Genomic DNA, 17,806 nt, shown 5'->3' with positions numbered 1-17,806 from the left:
TGCAGAGGCAGCCGAAGATGAATATGGTTGGCGAAGTTTTCGCCGGAGATCGCGCTTGTTGCCACGTGCTTAAAGGGATGGCTATGACGTCTTTTTACCAATGGGAATGCTGGCGGTGCCAGCGCCTCTTTGCTGCGGCTGAGGTTCGATACCTCTGCCCTGTGTGCTCTGAATGGTCACCACTCACCATGGTTCCCGACTATGCGGCGGCAGGCCGTGGGCGCCCGGTTTCCGACGTGCTCGGAGGCGATTTCTCGATGTGGCGCTACCGGGCGCTGCTGCCCCTCCCGGAAGGCGGCCCGGCCCATCCCCTTGAGACCGGTTACGGCGTCGGGGGCACCCCGCTGGTCGACGCTCCGAGGCTCGCCGACGAGTTCGGCGTCAAGCGTCTGTGGGTCAAGGACGAAGGCCGTAATCCGACCGGTTCGCTGAAGGACCGGGCCAGCGCGCTCGTGGTCGCGGCAGCCGTCCGAACCGGCCAGGACGTGGTGTGCACCGCATCCTCGGGCAACGCCGCGGCCGCCCTCGCCGGCTGTTGTGCCGCAGCGGGGATCACCTGTGTGGTGTTCGTTCCCAGTGACACGGCACCGGCCAAGATACGACAGCTCCTCGCCTACGGTGCGTCGGTGTTCGCGGTGCGAGACGGATACGAGGCGGCCGTTCAGCTGAGCTACGAGGCCGCCGACCGGTTCGGCTGGCTGTGCCGCAGTACGGCGTACAACCCGCTGACGGCCGAGGGGAAGAAGACGGCGGCGTTCGAGATCATCGAACAACTCGGCTTCCGTGCCCCGTCCGTCGTGCTCGTCCCCGCGGGCGACGGCAACATCCTGACGGGCCTTTACCGCGGGTTCGTCGACGCGGTCCGCATGGGCTGGGCCGAGGCTGTGCCGCGCCTGGTCGCCGTTCAGTCCGAGCAGGCACCGGCGCTGTATCGGGCCTGGCAGAGCGGTCATGTCGAGGTGGAGTCGTACGACGCCGTGAGCATTGCCGAGAGCATCAACGTCGCTCTTCCGCAGGACGGTTTCCGTGCGCTGCGCGCGGTACGGGAGAGCGGGGGCAGCGTGATCACGGTCCCCGACAGCATGCTCGGAGCCGCAGTACATCGACTCGCACAAGGATCGGGCGTCTTCGCGGAGCCTTCCGCAGCCACGGCGCTGGCCGGCCTTGCCGGACTGAAGGGGTGGGGTCAGCTCGCCGCTGATGACGAGGTCGTGCTTGTCAGCACCGGCAATGGGCTGAAGCACGCGGTCCCCGGTGCGCCTGTTGATCCACAAGTGATCACCATCGGTGCGGAGTTGGTCGCGGTCGAGCGGGTCTGGAAGGAAGCAAGGGCCAGAGACTGAGGCCCCTGGGTGGATGGCGGCGCACCTCATGGCGACGGTCATGCGACACCAGCCGTGCTCGTGCGCCTGCCGGGTTCGGATGCGACGGCGGGAGGGGAGAGGAGCAGGTGGTCCACGGCGGACAGTCGAAACTCGCCGTCCAGACTGAGCCGCGCCTCGTTCGCGAGCACCCGCATGGGGCCGTCGGCACTGGAGCCCAGGGAGCTCAGTACGGCCGCGGCTCCGGTGAAGTCGGAAGCGGTGGGACATCGTGTGGGGGTGACGACGCAGGTCATCCGTGCCCGGAGCGCCGCGGTCAGCCCGGCGACGTTGTCCTCGATCACCAGGCATCCGGAGAAGGCGACCCCGACGAGCGATGCCGCGCGGACGTAGACGTCGGGAGCCGGCTTCTTCGACCTGACGTTGTCTCCGCTCACAATCGTCGCCTGGGCGGCGAGCTGGTCGCCGAGGGCATGACGGACCACGGCCGTGACCGAGCGAGAGGAGCCCGACGAGGCGACGGCCAGGGCCCATCCCGACTCGACGGCCTCGCGTGCGAGCCGACGAACACCGGCTCGCACCCTGATCTCGCCGTGTTCCACCATGGCCACGTACAGATCCGTCTTGAGTTTGTGCCAGGTACGGATCAACGTCTGAATCTCGCGCTCGCCCGACGGTACGTCAACCGCGGCCCGGAACGAAGCGTCCTGCCACAGACTGGCAAGCCGCTCCTTTCCCCCTGAGATGGCCAGTTTGGCGGCGTACTGCTCCGCGGTCCACTGCCAGGGGACACCCAGGCGGCGCCACATCTCGTTGAAGGCTCGCAGATGGCCGGTCTGCTCGGCGTCGACGAGGACGCCGTCGCAGTCCAGGATCAGTGCACGTCGCACGACCGCCCCCTACTGCCGAGTGCTTCCACGAAACCGGCGACCACCGCTTCCGTCCGGGCGGAGAAGTTCTGGAGCAGGTCGATGGGTTCCACGGCCGCCGAGCTGGGACCGGGACTGAGCGCACCGCGGAAGGCGGACTTCACCATGCTGGACACGTTGACCTTCGCGATGCCGCAGGTGACGGCTTTCTTCAGCGTCGGGGCATCGAGCCCGCTGCCGCCATGCAGGACCAGAGGAAGGCCGACGTTCTCCGATAGAGCGGCGAGGCCGTCGAGGTCAAGGACCACGGGCGCCTCGGACAGGCCGTGCAATGTACCCGCAGCCGGGCTGAAGCACGTGACGCCGGTCTGACCGACGAACGTCACCGAGCGGTCGACAGCCACCCTGACCTGCGGTGGGCCGACCTCGTGCACGGACCCGATCCGGTCGATCTCACCCTCGATGTCGAAGCCGCGTTCGGCTCCGCGCACCACCAGGTCGCGCGTCAGCCGTACGGCCGTCTCGAAATCCATGGAAGACGCGTCGAACAGGGCGGAGTCCCACCCCTCCTCCATACAGGCGGTCACCAGGTCCGGATCGGCACAGTGATCTAGGTGGAGTAGTGCCGAGACGTGCCGCTGCGACACGAGTCCCACGAAGAGTTGCCGTATCCGTCGCGGGCCCCAGGCGCGCAGGGTCCGCGTCGAGATCTGAACGATCACAGGCGACGAGAGACGCTCGCCGGCGGCGAGGACCGCATCCATGCCTACGGCGTCAAAAACGTTACAAGCCGGTACCGCATACCCGCCCGATCTTGCCGAACGCAAAACGGAACCCAGCGCTAATCTAGACATGCGACGTGAATCCCCCTAAGTGTCGAAGCCGATGCAGGAATGTGCGGAGAAGTCGGAAATAAAGTCGGCACATCCCGCTCCATGCAGCTGCGGCAAACCATGAGCCTGCACTGCGAGCGGACTTGGATCCAACCGTCTCCGTTGTGATGATCATCACATGCAAGCGCACCTCTCCAAGTGTGATCAAGGTGTTAGCTTGTGGCCGATTGACTCCACCAAGTTCATTGAAAGCCACGGGGGTTGGGTACCCGCCCTAGGCTCATGGCCAGCCGGAACGCGCGGTGGTCTCGAGGGTGTAACGGAGATTTCTTGACCATCTCTTGGTTCTTCCTTGGGTGCTCCAGGGTGTAGTTGACGCTCGAGCCCTGATGGGCGCGCCATGATGTTAGCGAGCATAAATGCACGAAATTGGGGGATTTCGGGTGAAGACTGCCTTCTTTATTGAGAGCAACATGACGGGCTATGGGCCCGAAGGTGTACGGCTTACCAAGGAGAAGGGCTATCGGGCCCACTTCGTCACCCGTGACCCTTCGGAGTACGTGAAGGTCGCTCCGAACCCGGTTGCCATCGCCGACACCCACAGCGTGGTCGACACCTACGACGTGGTGAAGCTCATGCACTTCTTCACCGACCATCAGCCGGATGCGGTGATCGCGTTCGACGACTACCGGCTGGTGCAGGCTGCGCTGATAGCCGAGCGCCTCGGCCTGCCACACGCCTCAGTCGACGGATTGCTCAACTGCCACTTCAAGGACCGGGCCCGCAGCCTGACCAAGGGCATCGGGCACTCTGTGGCGGCCGCCCGGGTGCCGCTGGACAAGCCGGGCGGCGCATCCCCTGTCGGATACCCGTGCGTAGTGAAACCCGTGGACGACAGTGGCAGCACCGGGGTTCGGGTCTGCTCATCCGACGACGACTACCACGCGGCTCTGCGCGCCATCGCCGCCCACCCGGTGAACCTCCGCAGCTACCGCTGCGTGCCGTACGCCCTAGTGGAAGAGTTCGTCGACGGGCCAGAGTTCACCGCCGAGCTCATGTGGGACGACCATACCGACGGCTGGCGAATCCTCGGGTTCACCAAGAAGCTGATGGCTGAACTTCCCTACCGGGTGGAGCTCGGGGCCATGTTCCCATACCACTTCGAGACGGCTGAGGACGACGAGAGCGTCGCGCGGGTCGTCGTCAGTTGGCTTGATGCGGTGGGGCACCGCCGGGGAGCTGCGCACGTCGAGTTCAAGATCGTGAATGGTGTGCCGGCGATGATCGAGATCAACCCGCGACTTGGCGGCGACCAGATCAGGGAGCTTATGCGGCTCACCATCGGCCAGGACTCCATCGACCTGTACACGCGTCTCTATCTGGGGCTCCCGGCCCGCGACCCGTCTCCTGACGCCCGCGGTGGATACGCCACCAGTTTCTATCTGACACCCCGACGCACTGGACTAGTCACGTCCGTGACGCCGCCGTCCGAACTGCCTGCCGGAATCGTCCGCAGCACCTTCACCTCGGAACGCATGCAGATCAGAGGAGTGGTAGACAACGACGATCGCCTCGGTTACGCCATCTCCTGGGCCGATGAATTCGACACCTCACTGGCGATCGCCGAATCTTACCTCGCCTCGGTAGAGGTTCAGTACGCCTGACGCGGGGCGAATGCTGAATCGAGGAAAATCGGACCGGCAAGGAAGCATCTGAGGGGGATTCTTGCTGCACGACTCCATTGTGGACTGTATCGGCTGTACCCCGATGGTCCACCTGAGGCGCCTATTCCCGACAGGGCCGCAGGTATTCGCCAAGCTTGAGCTGCTCAACCCTGCGGGAAGTGTCAAGGATCGCACCGCTCGGCACATCATCGAAACCGGTGTACGCGAGGGTCTTCTTCATCCCGGAGCGCATATCGTCGAGAGCACCTCCGGAAATTTCGGTGTCGCGCTGGCCATGATGTCCAGAATTCATGGCCTACGCCTCACTTTGGTGGTTGATCCTCATATTACGGCGAGTAATTTAGGGATTCTAAAAAGTTATGGTGCCCAGGTCGAGATGGTCGAAGAGGCCGCCGAGGGTGGGTACCTACCGGCACGTATCGCGCGAGTCAAAAAAATATTGGCTGCCGATCGTTCGGCGGTCTGGATCAACCAGTACGCCAATTCCCTGGGACCCGAGGCTCATTACCGCGGCACTGCGGAGGAGATAGTCAGGGATCTGCCGCGCTCCCCGGACTATCTGGTGGTAGCGGTGAGCACCACCGGGACGCTGAACGGACTGGCGCGTCGACTCAAGGAGCGTTCGGAAGGGCTTCAGGTGGTCGCTGTCGACGCCGTCGGGTCGATCGTGTTTGGCAACCCTCCGGGGCCGCGCCGACTTCCCGGAATCGGTTCGAGCCGGGTACCTGAATTGCTGGACAAGGCTCTGATCGACCGTGTTGTCGAAGTGACGGACCGTGAATCGATCGAGGCCTGCCACGATCTGCTGTCCAAGGAGGCGATTTTCGCCGGGGGATCCTCCGGATCGGTCATCGCCGCCATTCAGAAAATCGTCCCGTCGATACCCCCCACATCCTCCGTCGTCACACTCTTCCCTGACCGAGGAGACCGGTACATCGACCTGGTCTACGACGCGGCGGCCTCCGAGCCTCTGCCGCCGGAGGCATGCATCGAGGGCACGGACTCCCTGGTCGGCGCGAGGACGGCCTCATGACAGGCCTGCCGCCCGGCGGCACCGCAGACGCCCGTGAGGAGGGCTGTGTCGTCCTGATCGGCGCAAGTCCGCTCGGTGGCCGGGCGATTGCTGCTCTCGGCATGCCGTACGTTCTTGTGTGCGACCCGGACGAGGACGAGACGCCCGCGGTCGAGCAGTCCCTGGCCGTGCACCGAGTGCCTTACCGCACCGCCCCCCTCGCCGTACGCGAACTCCCCAGGCCGGCCGGTGTTCGTGCTGTCATCTCGTTCACCGAGCTGGGTCAGCTCCCGGCTGCGGAGCTGGCGCAACACTGGTCGGTGGGTGGTGTTCCGGTCGCCGCGGTGCGCGGATCCCGGGACAAACTGCTGATGCGGCAGCTGTTGACGCGGGCCGGGCATCACCTGCCGTTCGGACCGCTCAAGCACGTCAGCGACGTCGACACCACCGCATACCCGTTGATCGTCAAACCTGTCTCGGGGGTGGCGGGCGTGGGAGTCCACCTGGTGACCACTGCTCGCGAATTGCGTGCGGCGCTGCTGACCACCAACGAGCCCTTGATGTGGGAGCGGTACGCGGTCGGACGGGAGCTGTCCGTCGAGACGGTCAGCCAGGGCGGCCGGCATGTCGTGCTGGGCATCACCCGCAAAGTCACCACAGGCGCACCGCACTTCGTGGAATACGCCCACCACGCTCCGGCCCCACTGGCACCCGGTGAGGCACGCGTGGTCGCTGCGACGGTGACCGATTGCCTGGACGCCATAGGACTGACCGTGGGCCCTGCGCACACCGAGGTGGTCCTGGGCGCCGATGGCGTCACGGTCGTGGAGACGCACACCCGGCCGGGGGGCGGACGGATACCGCTGATCACCGAACTCGTGTCGGGTCTCGATCAGTACGAGCTTGCCGTCCGGGCAGTCTGCGGCCGCCCGCTGCCGGACACGGTGCCGGGCGTCGGGGCGGCGGGCGTCCGCTTCTTCTCCGGACCGCTCGGAGAGGTCGCCGAGGTCGTCGGTGTCCCTGACGCGGAGAAGCACGAGGGTGTCGTCGAGGTCGGCCTGGAACTCGCGGAGGGCAAGGTGATCCGGGCCTGGGAGAACAACCTGGATCGCGTGGGCTTCGTGGTCTGTGAAGGCCGCGACCAGGACGAGGTCGACACCCGACTCGAACGCGCCGTCTCCGCGATCCGACTGGTCACCCGCTGACATCCGTCCCGGCGACGGGACCACATCATCACTTTTCGATCTACCCTGAGGAGCCCCAGATGAGGGACGCCCATCTGCTCATCATTGGCCCGGGCAACGTCGGTGCGCACACGCTTGATCTGCTGGCACGCCGGCCTGACAGCCCCCGGATCACGCTTGCCGGACGGAACGAGGAACATCTGATCCGTCAGGTCAACCTCTCGCGCATGGTCGCAACCCAGCTCGGCCACACCCCCCGGCTGGACCACGCGGTCATCGATGTCCACGACATCGACCGGACCGCCGAGACCCTCGCCGAACTGCGCCCAGACATCATTTTCAGCACCGTCAGCCTGCAGGCGTGGTGGGTCATCAACGAACTACCGAAGGATCTGCTGACCCGGCTCGACGAGGCGGAGATCGGACCGTGGCTGCCCATGCAGCTCACCCTGATCCACAAGGTGATGCAGGCGGTGAAGGCCAGTGGCATCGACACGGCGGTTGTCAACGCCGCGCTTCCCGACGCCACCCATACGATCCTCGACAAGGTGGGCCTCGCTCCGACGATCGGCATCGGCAACGTCGCGAACATCGTGCCCGCCTTGCGGTACGCGGCCGCGGACCAGCTCGGCACCTCCGTGGAGCAGGTCGATCTGCGCGTGGTCATGGAGGTGTTCGTCAGCCACCGCGTGCCTCGCACCGGAGAGCCGGGAGGCGCGCCGTACCGCATCGGCGTGCTGCAGAACGGCGAGGACGTCACCCACCGGGTCGACGTCGCGGAGCTGTTGGAGGCGGTCGCGTCGCGCTACCGGCGGCTGGGCGGCATGCGCGGTGCCGTCCTCACCTCCGCGTCCGCGGTTACGGTGATCGAAGCGCTGGCCTCCGCGGAGCCGCGCCTGGTCCATGCTCCCGGCCCTGCCGCACTGATCGGCGGTTACCCGGTCGCCGTATCGGCCAAGGGTGTGGACGTCCGGCTGCCCGACGGTCTCTCGCTGGAGCAGGCGGTCGACATCAACAAGCAGGCGCTGTGGCACGACGGGATCGCGGAGATCCGCGAGGACGGCAGCGTCCGCTACAGCGACCCGCACATGGACATCGTGAAGAGCATGCTCGGCTACGACGTCCGGGAGATGAAGCTGGAGGATTCCGAGGCCTGCGCACAGGAACTGGCCGCCAGGTACAGTGCGTTCAAGAAGAGCCTCGGCTAATGAGCAGGATTCTCATCCTGGGCGGCTCGGTCTTCCTGGGCCAGGCCGTAGCCGAGGCGGCACTGCGCCGCGGGCACAAGGTTACCACCTTCAACCGTGGCCGCTCGGGCACCGACGTCGAGGGCGTGGAGACGGTGCGGGGCGATCGGGACGAGCCGGGTGACCTCGAACGACTCGTGGCCGGCCGGCGCTGGGACGCCATCGTCGACACCTGCGGATTCGTCCCCCGCTCGGTCTCCACCGGCGCCGCGGTGCTGTCCTCGCACGCGGACCACTACGTGTTCGTGTCCTCAGTGAGCGCCTTCCAGGACTGGCCGGCCCACCCCATCGACGAACGTTCACCGCGGTGGGACTGCGCCTCGGACGCCGACGAGCCGGACGGCACGTACGGGCCGTACAAGGCCGGCTGTGAACGCGCTGTGCGGGAACACTTCGTCGGCACCGTCTGCGTGGTCAGCCCAGGCATCATCGTGGGCCCCGGCGAAAACGTGGGTCGGCTGCCCTGGTGGCTGCGCCGCGTCGCGGCCGGCGGCGCGCCCGCTCCGGGCACCGGTGACCGCGAGATCCAGCTCATCGACGTACGGGATCTCGCGGAGTTCCTCGTCAGCAGGGCCGAACGGCCGGCCGACGGCGACCTGCTGGCGACGGCGCCGCTGGGCCAGGCGACATTCGCCGAGTGGCTCGCCCTGTGCACCGAGGTGACCGGCGCGCAGAGCGGCGAGGACCTGATGCGGATGGACGAGGACTTCCTGCTGGAGCAGGGGGTCGCCCCCTGGACGGAACTGCCTTTGTGGGCGCCCGCGAGGGCCGACTGGCGGCATGCCTGGTCCGTGTCGAGCGCCGCGGCGTTCGCTGAGGGACTGACGTGCAGGCCGCTGGCGGAGACGGTCGCCGACACGTGGGAGTGGCTGCGCCGCACCCCGGAGTTCCGCGGCAAGCCGAAGATCGGCATGGACCCCGCCAAGGAACGGCGCCTGGTTGCCGCATGGCGGGCACGAGAAGCTGGAAGAGGGGAAGCAGCCGGATGAGTACCGATCTGCTGTACATAGAAGTCAATCTCACCGGTTACGGCACCCACGGCATCCGTCGGGCCCAGGAGCAGGGGCTGACGACCGGCCTGGTCTGCCGCGACCCCCAGGAATACAGCCGCCTCGACCCGGACCCGACCCGGCTCGTGGACACGGTCGAGTGCGTGGACACCTACGACACGTCCCAGCTCATGCGCCTGGTCTGCGCCCTGCAGCCCCGCGCCGTCATCGCCTACGACGACTACCGCCTCCTCCAGACCGCGCTGGTCGCGCAGAGCCTCGGCCTGCCGGGCCCGGACCCGGTGGGCATCCTGAACTGCCGGTACAAGGACCTGACCCGGAAGGCCACCGCCGGTATCGGCCGGGACGTCCAGCACACCCTGGTGCCCGTGGACGGGACCGTGACCGGTTCTCCCCTCGGCTACCCGTGCGTGGTCAAGCCGGTCGACGACAGTGCCAGCTCCGGGGTGCGGGTCTGCCGTACGGACGAGGAGTTCAAGGCGGCGACGGGATCGGCGATCGACCACAGCACACACGGACGGGGATACCGCTGCCTCGACGCCGTGCTCGTTGAGGAGTACGTGGAGGGTGCGGAGTACAGCGCCGAACTGCTGTGGGACGACCAGGCGCAGGCCTGGCGGCTCCTCGGATTCGCCGAGACGCTGCTCAGTCGGCCGCCGAAGTGCAAGGAGCTCGCGCACGTCTTCCCCGCCCGCCTGGACCCCGACACCGCGAAGTTGGCAGAGGAGACCGTGCTGGAGTGGCTGGACGCCACCGGGCACCGCGGGACGGCCGCACACGTCGAGTTCAAGATCGACGATGAAGGCCGTCCGGCCCTCATGGAGATCAACCCCCGACTCGGCGGGGGCGACATTCGGCTGCTCATCGAGGCGACGACGGGGCTCGACGTGGTCGACCTCTACCAGCAGCTCTGGATGGGACGCCCGGTGACGCTGCCCGACCGTCCTTGGGACGGCGCCCCCTACTCCGTCATCCGCTATCTCACCCCGCCCGCGGACGGTGTGGTGCGGCGGATCGGAAGGCCGGAGAGCCAGGACGAGGCCGTTCTGGACTTCGGCATCCAGGACATCGGCCCGGACGGGGTCCAGGCGACGAACACCTCCCGCCTGGGCTGGGTCATCACCCGTCACGACGATGCCGAGACCGCCGTCGACGCCGCGCGGGCCTTCCACGCCTCGCTGTCCTTCGAGTGACACACACGGCCCATCCACGACTCACGGGGAGGTGCTGACCGGTGCCCCACACATACAACATGCCGACACACGGGCTCGATCGCACGCGAGCGGAGCACGCCGTTGTCATCGGTGCGGGCGTGGGCGGCATGCTGACCGCGTTCTGCCTCGCCCGCAGAGGCATCCGGGTGACGGTCCTCGAACGGGACGGATCGACGGTGCCGGACACCCCGTCCGCGGCGGGCGACTGGCCGCGCGCCGGGGTGCCGCATCTGCACCAGACACATGGGTTCCTCGGCGCGTTCCACTCGGTGCTGCGCGACGAACTGCCGGATGTCCTTTCGCAGTTGCTCACCGCAGGTGCCGAGCGGGGCGACTTCGCGAAAATGGCCGCGGACCACGGTTTCACTCCTGAGGCTGGTGCGGACGTCGCGGTACTGATGGCCCGGCGCAGCACGGTCGAGCAGGTACTGCGCCGGCGGCTGACCCGGGAACCGGGCGTCGCGCTGCACGCGGGCGCCGCGGTGGACGAGATCCTTGTTGCCCGGGGGAGGGTGCAGGGTGTAGGGGTCACCGGGCACGACGTCGACGCCGACGTGGTGATCGATGCCTCCGGTCGGCGGGCTTCCCCGTGGGCCTCCTGGTACGAAACGGTGGGCGACAATCAGGGTGAGCTGGCCTACATCACTCGTATGTACCGGCTCGCCGACGGAGCCGACCCCGGTCCTCTCTCCCGGGTCAGCGGCGCGGGCGTCATCGGCGACGGCTACCACACCGTGATCAATGTCCACGACAACCGCACGTTCTCTGGCGTGCTGGCCTGTTCGCCGCGTGACCGGGAGCTGCTGTCCGCCCGTGACACGCGCGTCTTCGAAGGGCTCATGGAGTCCATACCGAAGACCGGCCCCTGGTTCGACGCGGGAAGGTCGTTGCCGATCTCCCCGCCACGGGTCATGTCGAACATGCGCAACACGGTACGTCGGCTCTCCGAGAACGCGCCGGACGGCTTCTTCGCGGTGGGGGACGCCCTGGCCACCACGGATCCGAGCCGCGGCTTCGGGGCGTCCGTCGCGGCGGTCGGCTCCGTGTGGCTCGCCCAGGCGATTGCCGAGCACCGCGACGACGTCCGCGCCGCACGCGAGGCGTTCCTGGCACGGCTCACTCCCTGGCTGCTCGACTGGTACGAGGACACGGTGGCGCACACCGACACCCGAGCACGGCGATGGTCCGCGCTCCTGGCCGGCGAGCGCGTCCCGCCGACCATCCCGGTGCCCGACCGGCTGCCCGCCTTCATCGCCTTCCAACTGCCGTCGGCCGACGAGCAGGAGTGGTGGCAGAAGCGCCGCTACAGCCAACTCCTGGAAACCCCCGCGTCACTGGCGCGACGGTATGCCGACGGTGCGGCCGGGACGAAGCCGGAATCGATCCAGATCTACATGACCGACGTGCCGAGCCGCGTGGAAGTTGTGGAGAGAGCAACGGAGTTGCGGGCCCGCCACGGTGTCCCCGCTGACCCCGGCGCGTACGTCGAACCGGTCGGTACCGGGAGGCACGTGTGATCCTGGGACAGGTGCGGTCGGTCAGCATCGGCCGCGCGAAAGCACCCGCATTCGAAGGACCGCGGGCCACCACCGGCATCGACAAACGCCCCGTGTCCGGGCCCGTGGCGGTGACCCGGGGCGGGCTGGCCGGTGATGAACAGGCGGATCAGGTGCATCACGGCGGGCGCGACCAGGCCGTGTACGCCTACGCCGCCGAGGACCACGTGTGGTGGGCCGATCACCTGGGCACAGCGCGCCCTGACGGCGCGTTCGGGGAGAACCTTACGACGGTCGGCTTCGACGTCAATGCCGCGGTGATCGGCGAGTGCTGGCGCATCGGCAGCACTCTGCTGCAGATCACGTCACCGCGTATCCCGTGCCGGATGTTCGCCGGCTGGATAGGCGAGGAGCAGTGGATGAAGCGGTTCGCCCACGCCGCCCGGCCGGGAGCGTATCTGCGCGTTCTGGAACAGGGATCGATCTCGGCGACCGACGCGATCCACCTGGTCGACCGACCCGCCGAGAGCCTGACGCTGGCCGAGGCGATCACCGCCTACTACGGCGACCGGGAGCTGTTGCCCCGCCTCCGGGCTGCTCCCGCTCTCGCCACACGCTGGCGTGCGATGGCCGAGGAACGCCTGCAGACAGGCAAGCTGCTGCGCCTTCCCGACCGGAAGCCCAGCGCCGAGAACGAGTAATTGTCCCTGCCGTGTGCGAGGAACCGTATGCGTGTACTCATGATCGGGCTCAACGGTGGCTTTCGCCACATGGTCAGCAAGAGGCCCGACCTCGAACTCTGCGTTCTGGAAGAAGCGGAGATCATCGAAGCGAACCCCACCGCCTTCAAGGCTCCCTGGATCAAGGAGGTGCGGGTCGGCGCCTATCAGCAATGTGATGAGGCCGCGCAGGTGGCGCGGGCCTGGCACGCCGATGCCCCCTTCGACGTGGTGCTGCCGGGCATGGAATACGCCGTGCGTCCCGCTTACGGTCTGGCAAGGGAGTGGGGGCTCGGCGAACCGGGCGACGGCGCCACTCGTGCCTGCACCGACAAGCTGTTGCTCCGGCAGGTCGCGCGTGCGGCCGGAGTCGCGCAACCGAGGTATGCCGAGGCGGCTTCCGTCGACGACGCGAAGGCCTTCTTCGAGGGTCGGCCGATCGTTCTGAAGCCTTCCAACCGCCGCGCCTCGGTCGGCGTCATACGCGTCGACACGATCGACGAGATCAAGTCCGCCTGGCGAGAGATGACGACCGCCGGTGAGGGTTTCCGCACGGTGGGCAGAGAGCTGGCCTGGAGATACCAGTGCGAGGAGTACATCGACGGTCCGGAGATCTCCGTCGAGAGTGTCGTCTTTCGGGGCGAGGTGCTCTTTGAGAACATCACGGCCAAGCGGACCGTGGGCGGTCGGTACTTCACCGAGATCGGACACGTCACCCCGGCCCCAGTGGACGACCGGCAGCGGCGGCTGATCCTGGACAAGGTGCACCGGCTGCTTACCGCGATGGACGTGGTGTCTGGCGTCTTCCATTCGGAATGGCGTATCAGCGACGGTGTGCCGCACCTCGTCGAATGCGCGGCCCGGCCCCCGGGGGATCTCATCCCCGAACTGATCAGGCGCAGCCAGGGTGTCGACCTCTACGAAGCCTTCGTCGACGTTCTGGCGGGCCAGCGGCCTGCCTTGCGGACCAACCTGAGATCGGTGACGGCCGTGCAGTTCTTCCGGCCGCCCGCAGGAAAGTTCGTCGAACTGCGCGGGGAAGAGGCTCTGAGGAATTCACCGTACGTTTTCGACTACGAGGTAAATCTGCAGAGCGGACAGCAGGTGCCCGACTTTTCCAATTCATGGCAACGTGCCGGATATTTCGCATTGGAGTGTCCAGATGGTGCCGTTCTGGCCAGCGAGATAGAAGTGTTGAACCGTGGCCTGGAATTCATCGTCGAGTAGGCAAGCCCAGGAGATCAGAGAATGGAATTTCAGGCCTTGAGATCATTGGTGCCCGGCTCGAGAAAAGGGGTGGCAGGTGGTAGTGGAGTGAAGAAGGCACCCGCCGGTGATACCTATCGAGCTACTCGGCCGCAGCAGATACTGCTCTTCGCGCTCCTGATCAACGCGACGGGAAGCGGTCTGTACGTGGCCAGTGCTCCCATCTACCTGGTTCGTTATGCGGAACTCAGTGAGTATGAGGCCGGACTCGGCTTCACCATCGGCTCCGCGATCGCGCTGGTCATGATGGCCCACTTCGGGTATATCTGCGACCGCATGGGCGCGAAGTTGCTCTACATCGTCTCCTGCGTCGCTTACGCCGGTGCGATGGTGGCATTCGCCCAGGTCCGCGACATGCTGACCTTCACAGTGGTCGCCACGGCAACCGGCATCACATCCGGTGCGAGCGCTGTCGCGCGGCCCGCGTTGGTGCGTCAGATGTCGAACGGCCACCTCCGATGGTTCCGGACGCGAAATCGAGTGGTTAACAACCTCGGCATGGCGCTGGGCGCCGCCGGCGCCATCGCGGCACTCAAGGTCGACACCCTGTTCGCCTTCCAGGTGATCTACCTGATCAACGCTGCTTCCTTCGTGGTCTGTTCCGCCTTCGTGCTTCTGGCGGTCAGGTCGGCGGGCGGTGTGGTGGAGGCTCGGCCGACCACGCGTAAGTGGGTCGCGTTCCGCGATCGTCAGTTCCTTCGCGGCACCGTGCTCAACGGAATTATCGCGCTGCAATACCCGATGCTCACGTTCGCGATGCCGCTCTGGGCCGTCGAAGTGATCGGTTCTCCGCCATGGCTCGCCTCCGGGTACGTCCTGCTCAACACCGTTCTCATCGTCCTTCTTCAGAGCCGGATCAGCAGAGGCATCCAGTCCCTCCCGCTCGCCGGAAAAGCAATGAAGCACAGCGGAGTAATCTTCACCCTCAATGTTGTGCTGATCGTCATCGCGCCCCTGCTTTCCCCGCTCATGGCGACCATTGTCCTCGGGCTCTCCGTCCTGGTGCACAGCATCGGTGAGGCGTTGCACGCCGCCGCCTCGCAAGAGGTGTACTACGGGATGTCCACGGACGAGTCGCAGGCGGAATACGCCGGCGTCTTCTGGATCGGACAGGGACTCGCCCTCACTGCCGGCCCTGCTCTTCTGGCCGTCCTCTGCTTCGGGCTCGGAACTCCCGGCTGGCTGATGCTCGCAGCGATCTTCCTGGTCACCGGTTGGGTCTCGCCGCGGATCCTCGCGGGAGGACGGCGGCCCAGCGAACAGTCCGCGAGTCATGCGCCCGTGATGTCGGCGGACATGTCAGTGGAAGGAGTGAAGTCATGACCACCTCCGGGCGCCCTCTGCTCCTGGGAGTCGATCGCTACGTGCTGCGCGCGTGTGAGCGACGGGACGCTCCTGCCGTTCTCGTCTATGGGCCGAACTGGCGCGACAGCGGGATTCCCCGTCTGTCTGCGAATGTGACCACGGTCTTCACCGAAGACGAGCGCAGCCCCGAAGCGGTGCTGTCGGCACTTACCAGAGCCGGCCTGTCCGGTGAGCAGTTCACGTCGGTGTCGACGACCAATGAATTCGCTCTGGTCAACGCGGCCGCCCTTGCGCGGGTCCTCGGATGTTCCGGCCCTGCCCCGGAGGTGGCGGTACGCTTCCGCGACAAATTCGTGCAGAAGGAAGTGGTCCGACACCAGGGAATTCCCGCGGCGCGGTCCGTAGTGGTGCAGGACCTTTATGACGACATACCCTCGGCCCTTCCTTTCGAGCGCTGTGTCATCAAGCCCGTCATGGGTGCCGCGACGCGCCAGACCGCCACCCTGAGCAGCGTGGCCGATCTGCGGAACGCAGTCCGGGACTTCCGTTCCCAGAGCCGCTCCGCCCGGACGTTCGTCATCGAGGAGTTCCAGGAGGGAGACGAGTGGCTGGTCGACGGGGTGGTGCACGACGGCGAGGTGATTTTCTACTCTGTCGCGGAATACGCACAGCCTTGTCTTCGCGCCGTGGAGGTACAGGCGCCACTGGAGATACGGCGATTCGACCCGGGGACAGAGTCGTGGACCTACAAGCTGGCCGATCCTGTAATCCAGGCGGCCGTCGCGGCACTGGGCCTGACCGACGGCGTGTTTCACATGGAGTTGTTCCACGACAACGGTGAAGTCTTCTTCAGCGAGTGCGCCGCGCGCCGGGGAGGTGCCCTCGTACACGAGCAGGTCGAGTGCAAGTTCGGTGTCGATCTCGGTGACGCGGCTCTCTCTCTTGCACGGGGTGAGCGGCCGGACGTCAGCGTCACGGAGAGCCCCGGCATTGTCGGCAGCACGTACATCAAGGCGCCGCCTGGCGTCCTCTTCAGGGTGCCCTCATGCGAGGAGGTCATGAGCCTTCCCGATGTGGAGTACGCGGTGCTCACCTACTCCGTGGGAGCGACCTTGCCCGCGTCCATCTCCGACACCACGACCCGCGTCGGCCAGGTCATGCTCAGGACCTCGACAGTGGAGGAGTTCCACCGGCGGACGGAGGAGGTGTTGTCCTGGTTCGACAGCCGCGTCACGGTCGTGCCGCCTGGTCTCAGGGTCCGGGAACTTCGGGCCATGCAGCCTGCCCTGGGGTACACCAACGAGCTTCTGGCCATGTACCGAAGGCAGGAGGAGTAACTCCCTCGTCGGGGAATCCGGTGGGACGGGCACGTCCCGGCCTCACTGCTCCGGACCGGTGCGTGTGCCGTCGGCTGTCGTAGCCTCGCGAGACCGATCGATGCGAGCTGTGACGGTACGTACGATCGCCGGCTGGAGGACCGCGAGGACGAGGCATACGGCGGCCATGGCCGTCCACAATGTGGCGGGTCCTGCCAGGTGCAGCAGCTGTGTACCGGTGATGGGTGCTGCGACGCCGGCGATCCCCCAGGTGAGCCCGTACATCGCCATGTAGCGGCCGGAGAGGTGGGGAGGAGCCAGATCCGCCACGATGGCGTAGATCCGCCCGACGAGCAGCAGATCGCCGAGACTCCACACGAGCGTGGCGACGAGATGGGCGGCGAGTGTATGCGCCTGTGCATAGCCAAGCAGACCGAGGGCCATGAGGCCGTAGCCCAACGCCAGTGCCCGAGACGCGGGAAGCGTGGACAGACGGGTGAAGCGCAGCAGGGGCGGGCCCGCCATTATGGTGAGGGCCGATGCGGTGGACAGCAGACCGGCGTCACCCGCTTCGAGGCCGCGATCCACCAGTGACAGCGGCAACGCGATCATGACCTGGAGGTAGACGAGCGCGAGGAGCGTCCCGCAGGCGAACATGACCCTGAGGGACGGATCGCGCCAGGGGCTGTCCGCTCGGTGATTTTCAGTCACGCCCCCGCTCGGTACCGGATGGTCCGAGGGCAGTGTGAGGTGCATGGTGACCGCGCAGACCAGGCACGTCACGGCATCGACGACGAACAGCCAGCGCAGGTCCCACTGCCCCAGTGCCGCCGCGAGCAGGCCGGCTGCCATGCCCGCTACGGCCAGAGCCGCGTTCAGCATGCTGTAGGCGCGCACCCGTTCGCGGGTGGCGGCTACGGTATCGGCGATCATCGCCTGGCTCGGTGGTTCGTACACCTCGAATGCGAGCCCCAGCAGGATGGCGAACATCGCGACGACAGGCAGGCTGTCCGAGGCCGCGATTCCCAACTGCGCCGCGGCGCACGCGATCAACCCCACAGTGATCGTTCGACGACGCCCTACGCGGTCGGCCAGGTATCCACCGATCAGGCGGGAAGGGATGCTGGCGAGGCCGAACGCCGCCGAGATGAAGCCCGCGGTGGCAACGCTTGCGTCGAAGCGCGTGGTGAGCGATACGGTGAGGAACGGCAGCGAGAACGCGCCGAGGCGGTTCACCGCGCGCGCGGCGATGAGCAGGCGTACTTCGCGAGGCAGCGGCTGTTGGGCGCGGGTCCGCATGGGACTCCATCCGTGACTGGTGAATGAGT

General features: G+C 66.6%; 15 protein-coding genes. 12 read left to right on the top strand and 3 right to left on the bottom strand.

The window, feature by feature from the left end:
• Positions 1-83 precede the first annotated feature (83 nt).
• A complete protein-coding gene (thrC, locus tag I3F58_RS03970; protein WP_240106762.1) occupies positions 84-1,343 on the top strand; it encodes a threonine synthase in 1,260 nt (419 codons plus the stop codon).
• A gap of 38 nt (positions 1,344-1,381) precedes the next feature.
• Here thrC and I3F58_RS03965 read toward each other — a convergent pair whose 3' ends face one another.
• The gene (locus tag I3F58_RS03965) at positions 1,382-2,212 is read right to left on the bottom strand and encodes an HAD-IA family hydrolase (protein WP_240106761.1); all 831 of its coding nucleotides are present in this window, start codon (positions 2,210-2,212) and stop codon (positions 1,382-1,384) included.
• Positions 2,197-3,045 carry a class II fructose-bisphosphate aldolase gene (locus I3F58_RS03960; protein ID WP_240106760.1) on the bottom strand — a complete coding sequence of 283 codons (849 nt, stop codon included), beginning with the start codon at positions 3,043-3,045 and terminating at the stop codon, positions 2,197-2,199. The genes I3F58_RS03965 and I3F58_RS03960 overlap by 16 nt, the downstream gene beginning before the upstream one ends.
• 422 nt (positions 3,046-3,467) lie before the next feature.
• Between I3F58_RS03960 and I3F58_RS03955 the strand changes: the two genes are divergently transcribed.
• The 11 genes from I3F58_RS03955 (at position 3,468) to I3F58_RS03905 (ending at position 16,499) form a co-directional block, all read left to right on the top strand.
• On the top strand, positions 3,468-4,688 hold the full coding sequence (locus tag I3F58_RS03955; protein ID WP_240106759.1) for an ATP-grasp domain-containing protein: 1,221 nt from the start codon (positions 3,468-3,470) through the stop codon (positions 4,686-4,688).
• 61 nt (positions 4,689-4,749) lie between these two features.
• Positions 4,750-5,742: a 2,3-diaminopropionate biosynthesis protein SbnA gene (sbnA, locus tag I3F58_RS03950; RefSeq protein WP_240106758.1), complete on the top strand. Its 993-nt coding sequence runs from the start codon at positions 4,750-4,752 to the stop codon at positions 5,740-5,742.
• The gene (locus tag I3F58_RS03945) at positions 5,739-6,926 is read left to right on the top strand and encodes an ATP-grasp domain-containing protein (protein ID WP_240106757.1); all 1,188 of its coding nucleotides are present in this window, start codon (positions 5,739-5,741) and stop codon (positions 6,924-6,926) included. The genes sbnA and I3F58_RS03945 overlap by 4 nt, the downstream gene beginning before the upstream one ends.
• A 59-nt stretch (positions 6,927-6,985) precedes the next feature.
• Positions 6,986-8,113, top strand: coding sequence for a saccharopine dehydrogenase NADP-binding domain-containing protein (locus tag I3F58_RS03940; protein WP_240106756.1), 1,128 nt, complete (start codon positions 6,986-6,988; stop codon positions 8,111-8,113).
• The gene (locus I3F58_RS03935; protein WP_240106755.1) at positions 8,113-9,141 is read left to right on the top strand and encodes an NAD-dependent epimerase/dehydratase family protein; all 1,029 of its coding nucleotides are present in this window, start codon (positions 8,113-8,115) and stop codon (positions 9,139-9,141) included. The genes I3F58_RS03940 and I3F58_RS03935 overlap by 1 nt, the downstream gene beginning before the upstream one ends.
• A complete protein-coding gene (locus tag I3F58_RS03930) occupies positions 9,138-10,355 on the top strand; it encodes an ATP-grasp domain-containing protein (RefSeq protein WP_240106754.1) in 1,218 nt (405 codons plus the stop codon). Before I3F58_RS03935 ends, I3F58_RS03930 begins: the two co-directional genes overlap by 4 nt.
• Before the next feature lie 41 nt (positions 10,356-10,396).
• The gene (locus I3F58_RS03925; protein ID WP_240106753.1) at positions 10,397-11,893 is read left to right on the top strand and encodes an FAD-dependent oxidoreductase; all 1,497 of its coding nucleotides are present in this window, start codon (positions 10,397-10,399) and stop codon (positions 11,891-11,893) included.
• The gene (locus I3F58_RS03920) at positions 11,890-12,573 is read left to right on the top strand and encodes an MOSC domain-containing protein (RefSeq protein ID WP_240106752.1); all 684 of its coding nucleotides are present in this window, start codon (positions 11,890-11,892) and stop codon (positions 12,571-12,573) included. Before I3F58_RS03925 ends, I3F58_RS03920 begins: the two co-directional genes overlap by 4 nt.
• A 39-nt stretch (positions 12,574-12,612) precedes the next feature.
• Positions 12,613-13,818: an ATP-grasp domain-containing protein gene (locus I3F58_RS03915; protein WP_240106751.1), complete on the top strand. Its 1,206-nt coding sequence runs from the start codon at positions 12,613-12,615 to the stop codon at positions 13,816-13,818.
• Positions 13,819-13,905: 87 nt separating this feature from the next.
• A complete protein-coding gene (locus tag I3F58_RS03910; protein WP_240106750.1) occupies positions 13,906-15,180 on the top strand; it encodes an MFS transporter in 1,275 nt (424 codons plus the stop codon).
• Positions 15,177-16,499 carry an acetyl-CoA carboxylase biotin carboxylase subunit family protein gene (locus I3F58_RS03905; protein ID WP_240106749.1) on the top strand — a complete coding sequence of 441 codons (1,323 nt, stop codon included), beginning with the start codon at positions 15,177-15,179 and terminating at the stop codon, positions 16,497-16,499. The genes I3F58_RS03910 and I3F58_RS03905 overlap by 4 nt, the downstream gene beginning before the upstream one ends.
• Positions 16,500-16,541: 42 nt before the next feature.
• Here I3F58_RS03905 and I3F58_RS03900 read toward each other — a convergent pair whose 3' ends face one another.
• Positions 16,542-17,777: an MFS transporter gene (locus I3F58_RS03900; protein WP_240106748.1), complete on the bottom strand. Its 1,236-nt coding sequence runs from the start codon at positions 17,775-17,777 to the stop codon at positions 16,542-16,544.
• Positions 17,778-17,806: the final 29 nt, after the last annotated feature.

The sequence above is a fragment of the Streptomyces sp. MUM 203J genome (genome assembly GCF_022414595.1).
GTDB lineage: Bacteria > Actinomycetota > Actinomycetes > Streptomycetales > Streptomycetaceae > Streptomyces.
The sequence above is the reverse complement of the archived record's forward strand: the minus strand, read 5'-3'. Positions and strand labels throughout refer to the sequence as shown.

What these genes read in the sequence shown, in the direction of transcription:
- thrC (WP_240106762.1), top strand. Translation starts at nt 84, where the DNA reads ATGACGTCTTTTTACCAATGGGAATGCTGGCGGTGCCAGCGCCTCTTT.
- I3F58_RS03960 (WP_240106760.1), bottom strand. Translation starts at nt 3,045, where the DNA reads ATGTCTAGATTAGCGCTGGGTTCCGTTTTGCGTTCGGCAAGATCGGGC.
- I3F58_RS03945 (WP_240106757.1), top strand. Translation starts at nt 5,739, where the DNA reads ATGACAGGCCTGCCGCCCGGCGGCACCGCAGACGCCCGTGAGGAGGGC.
- I3F58_RS03940 (WP_240106756.1), top strand. Translation starts at nt 6,986, where the DNA reads ATGAGGGACGCCCATCTGCTCATCATTGGCCCGGGCAACGTCGGTGCG.
- I3F58_RS03935 (WP_240106755.1), top strand. Translation starts at nt 8,113, where the DNA reads ATGAGCAGGATTCTCATCCTGGGCGGCTCGGTCTTCCTGGGCCAGGCC.
- I3F58_RS03930 (WP_240106754.1), top strand. Translation starts at nt 9,138, where the DNA reads ATGAGTACCGATCTGCTGTACATAGAAGTCAATCTCACCGGTTACGGC.
- I3F58_RS03915 (WP_240106751.1), top strand. Translation starts at nt 12,613, where the DNA reads ATGATCGGGCTCAACGGTGGCTTTCGCCACATGGTCAGCAAGAGGCCC.
- I3F58_RS03905 (WP_240106749.1), top strand. Translation starts at nt 15,177, where the DNA reads ATGACCACCTCCGGGCGCCCTCTGCTCCTGGGAGTCGATCGCTACGTG.
- I3F58_RS03900 (WP_240106748.1), bottom strand. Translation starts at nt 17,777, where the DNA reads ATGCGGACCCGCGCCCAACAGCCGCTGCCTCGCGAAGTACGCCTGCTC.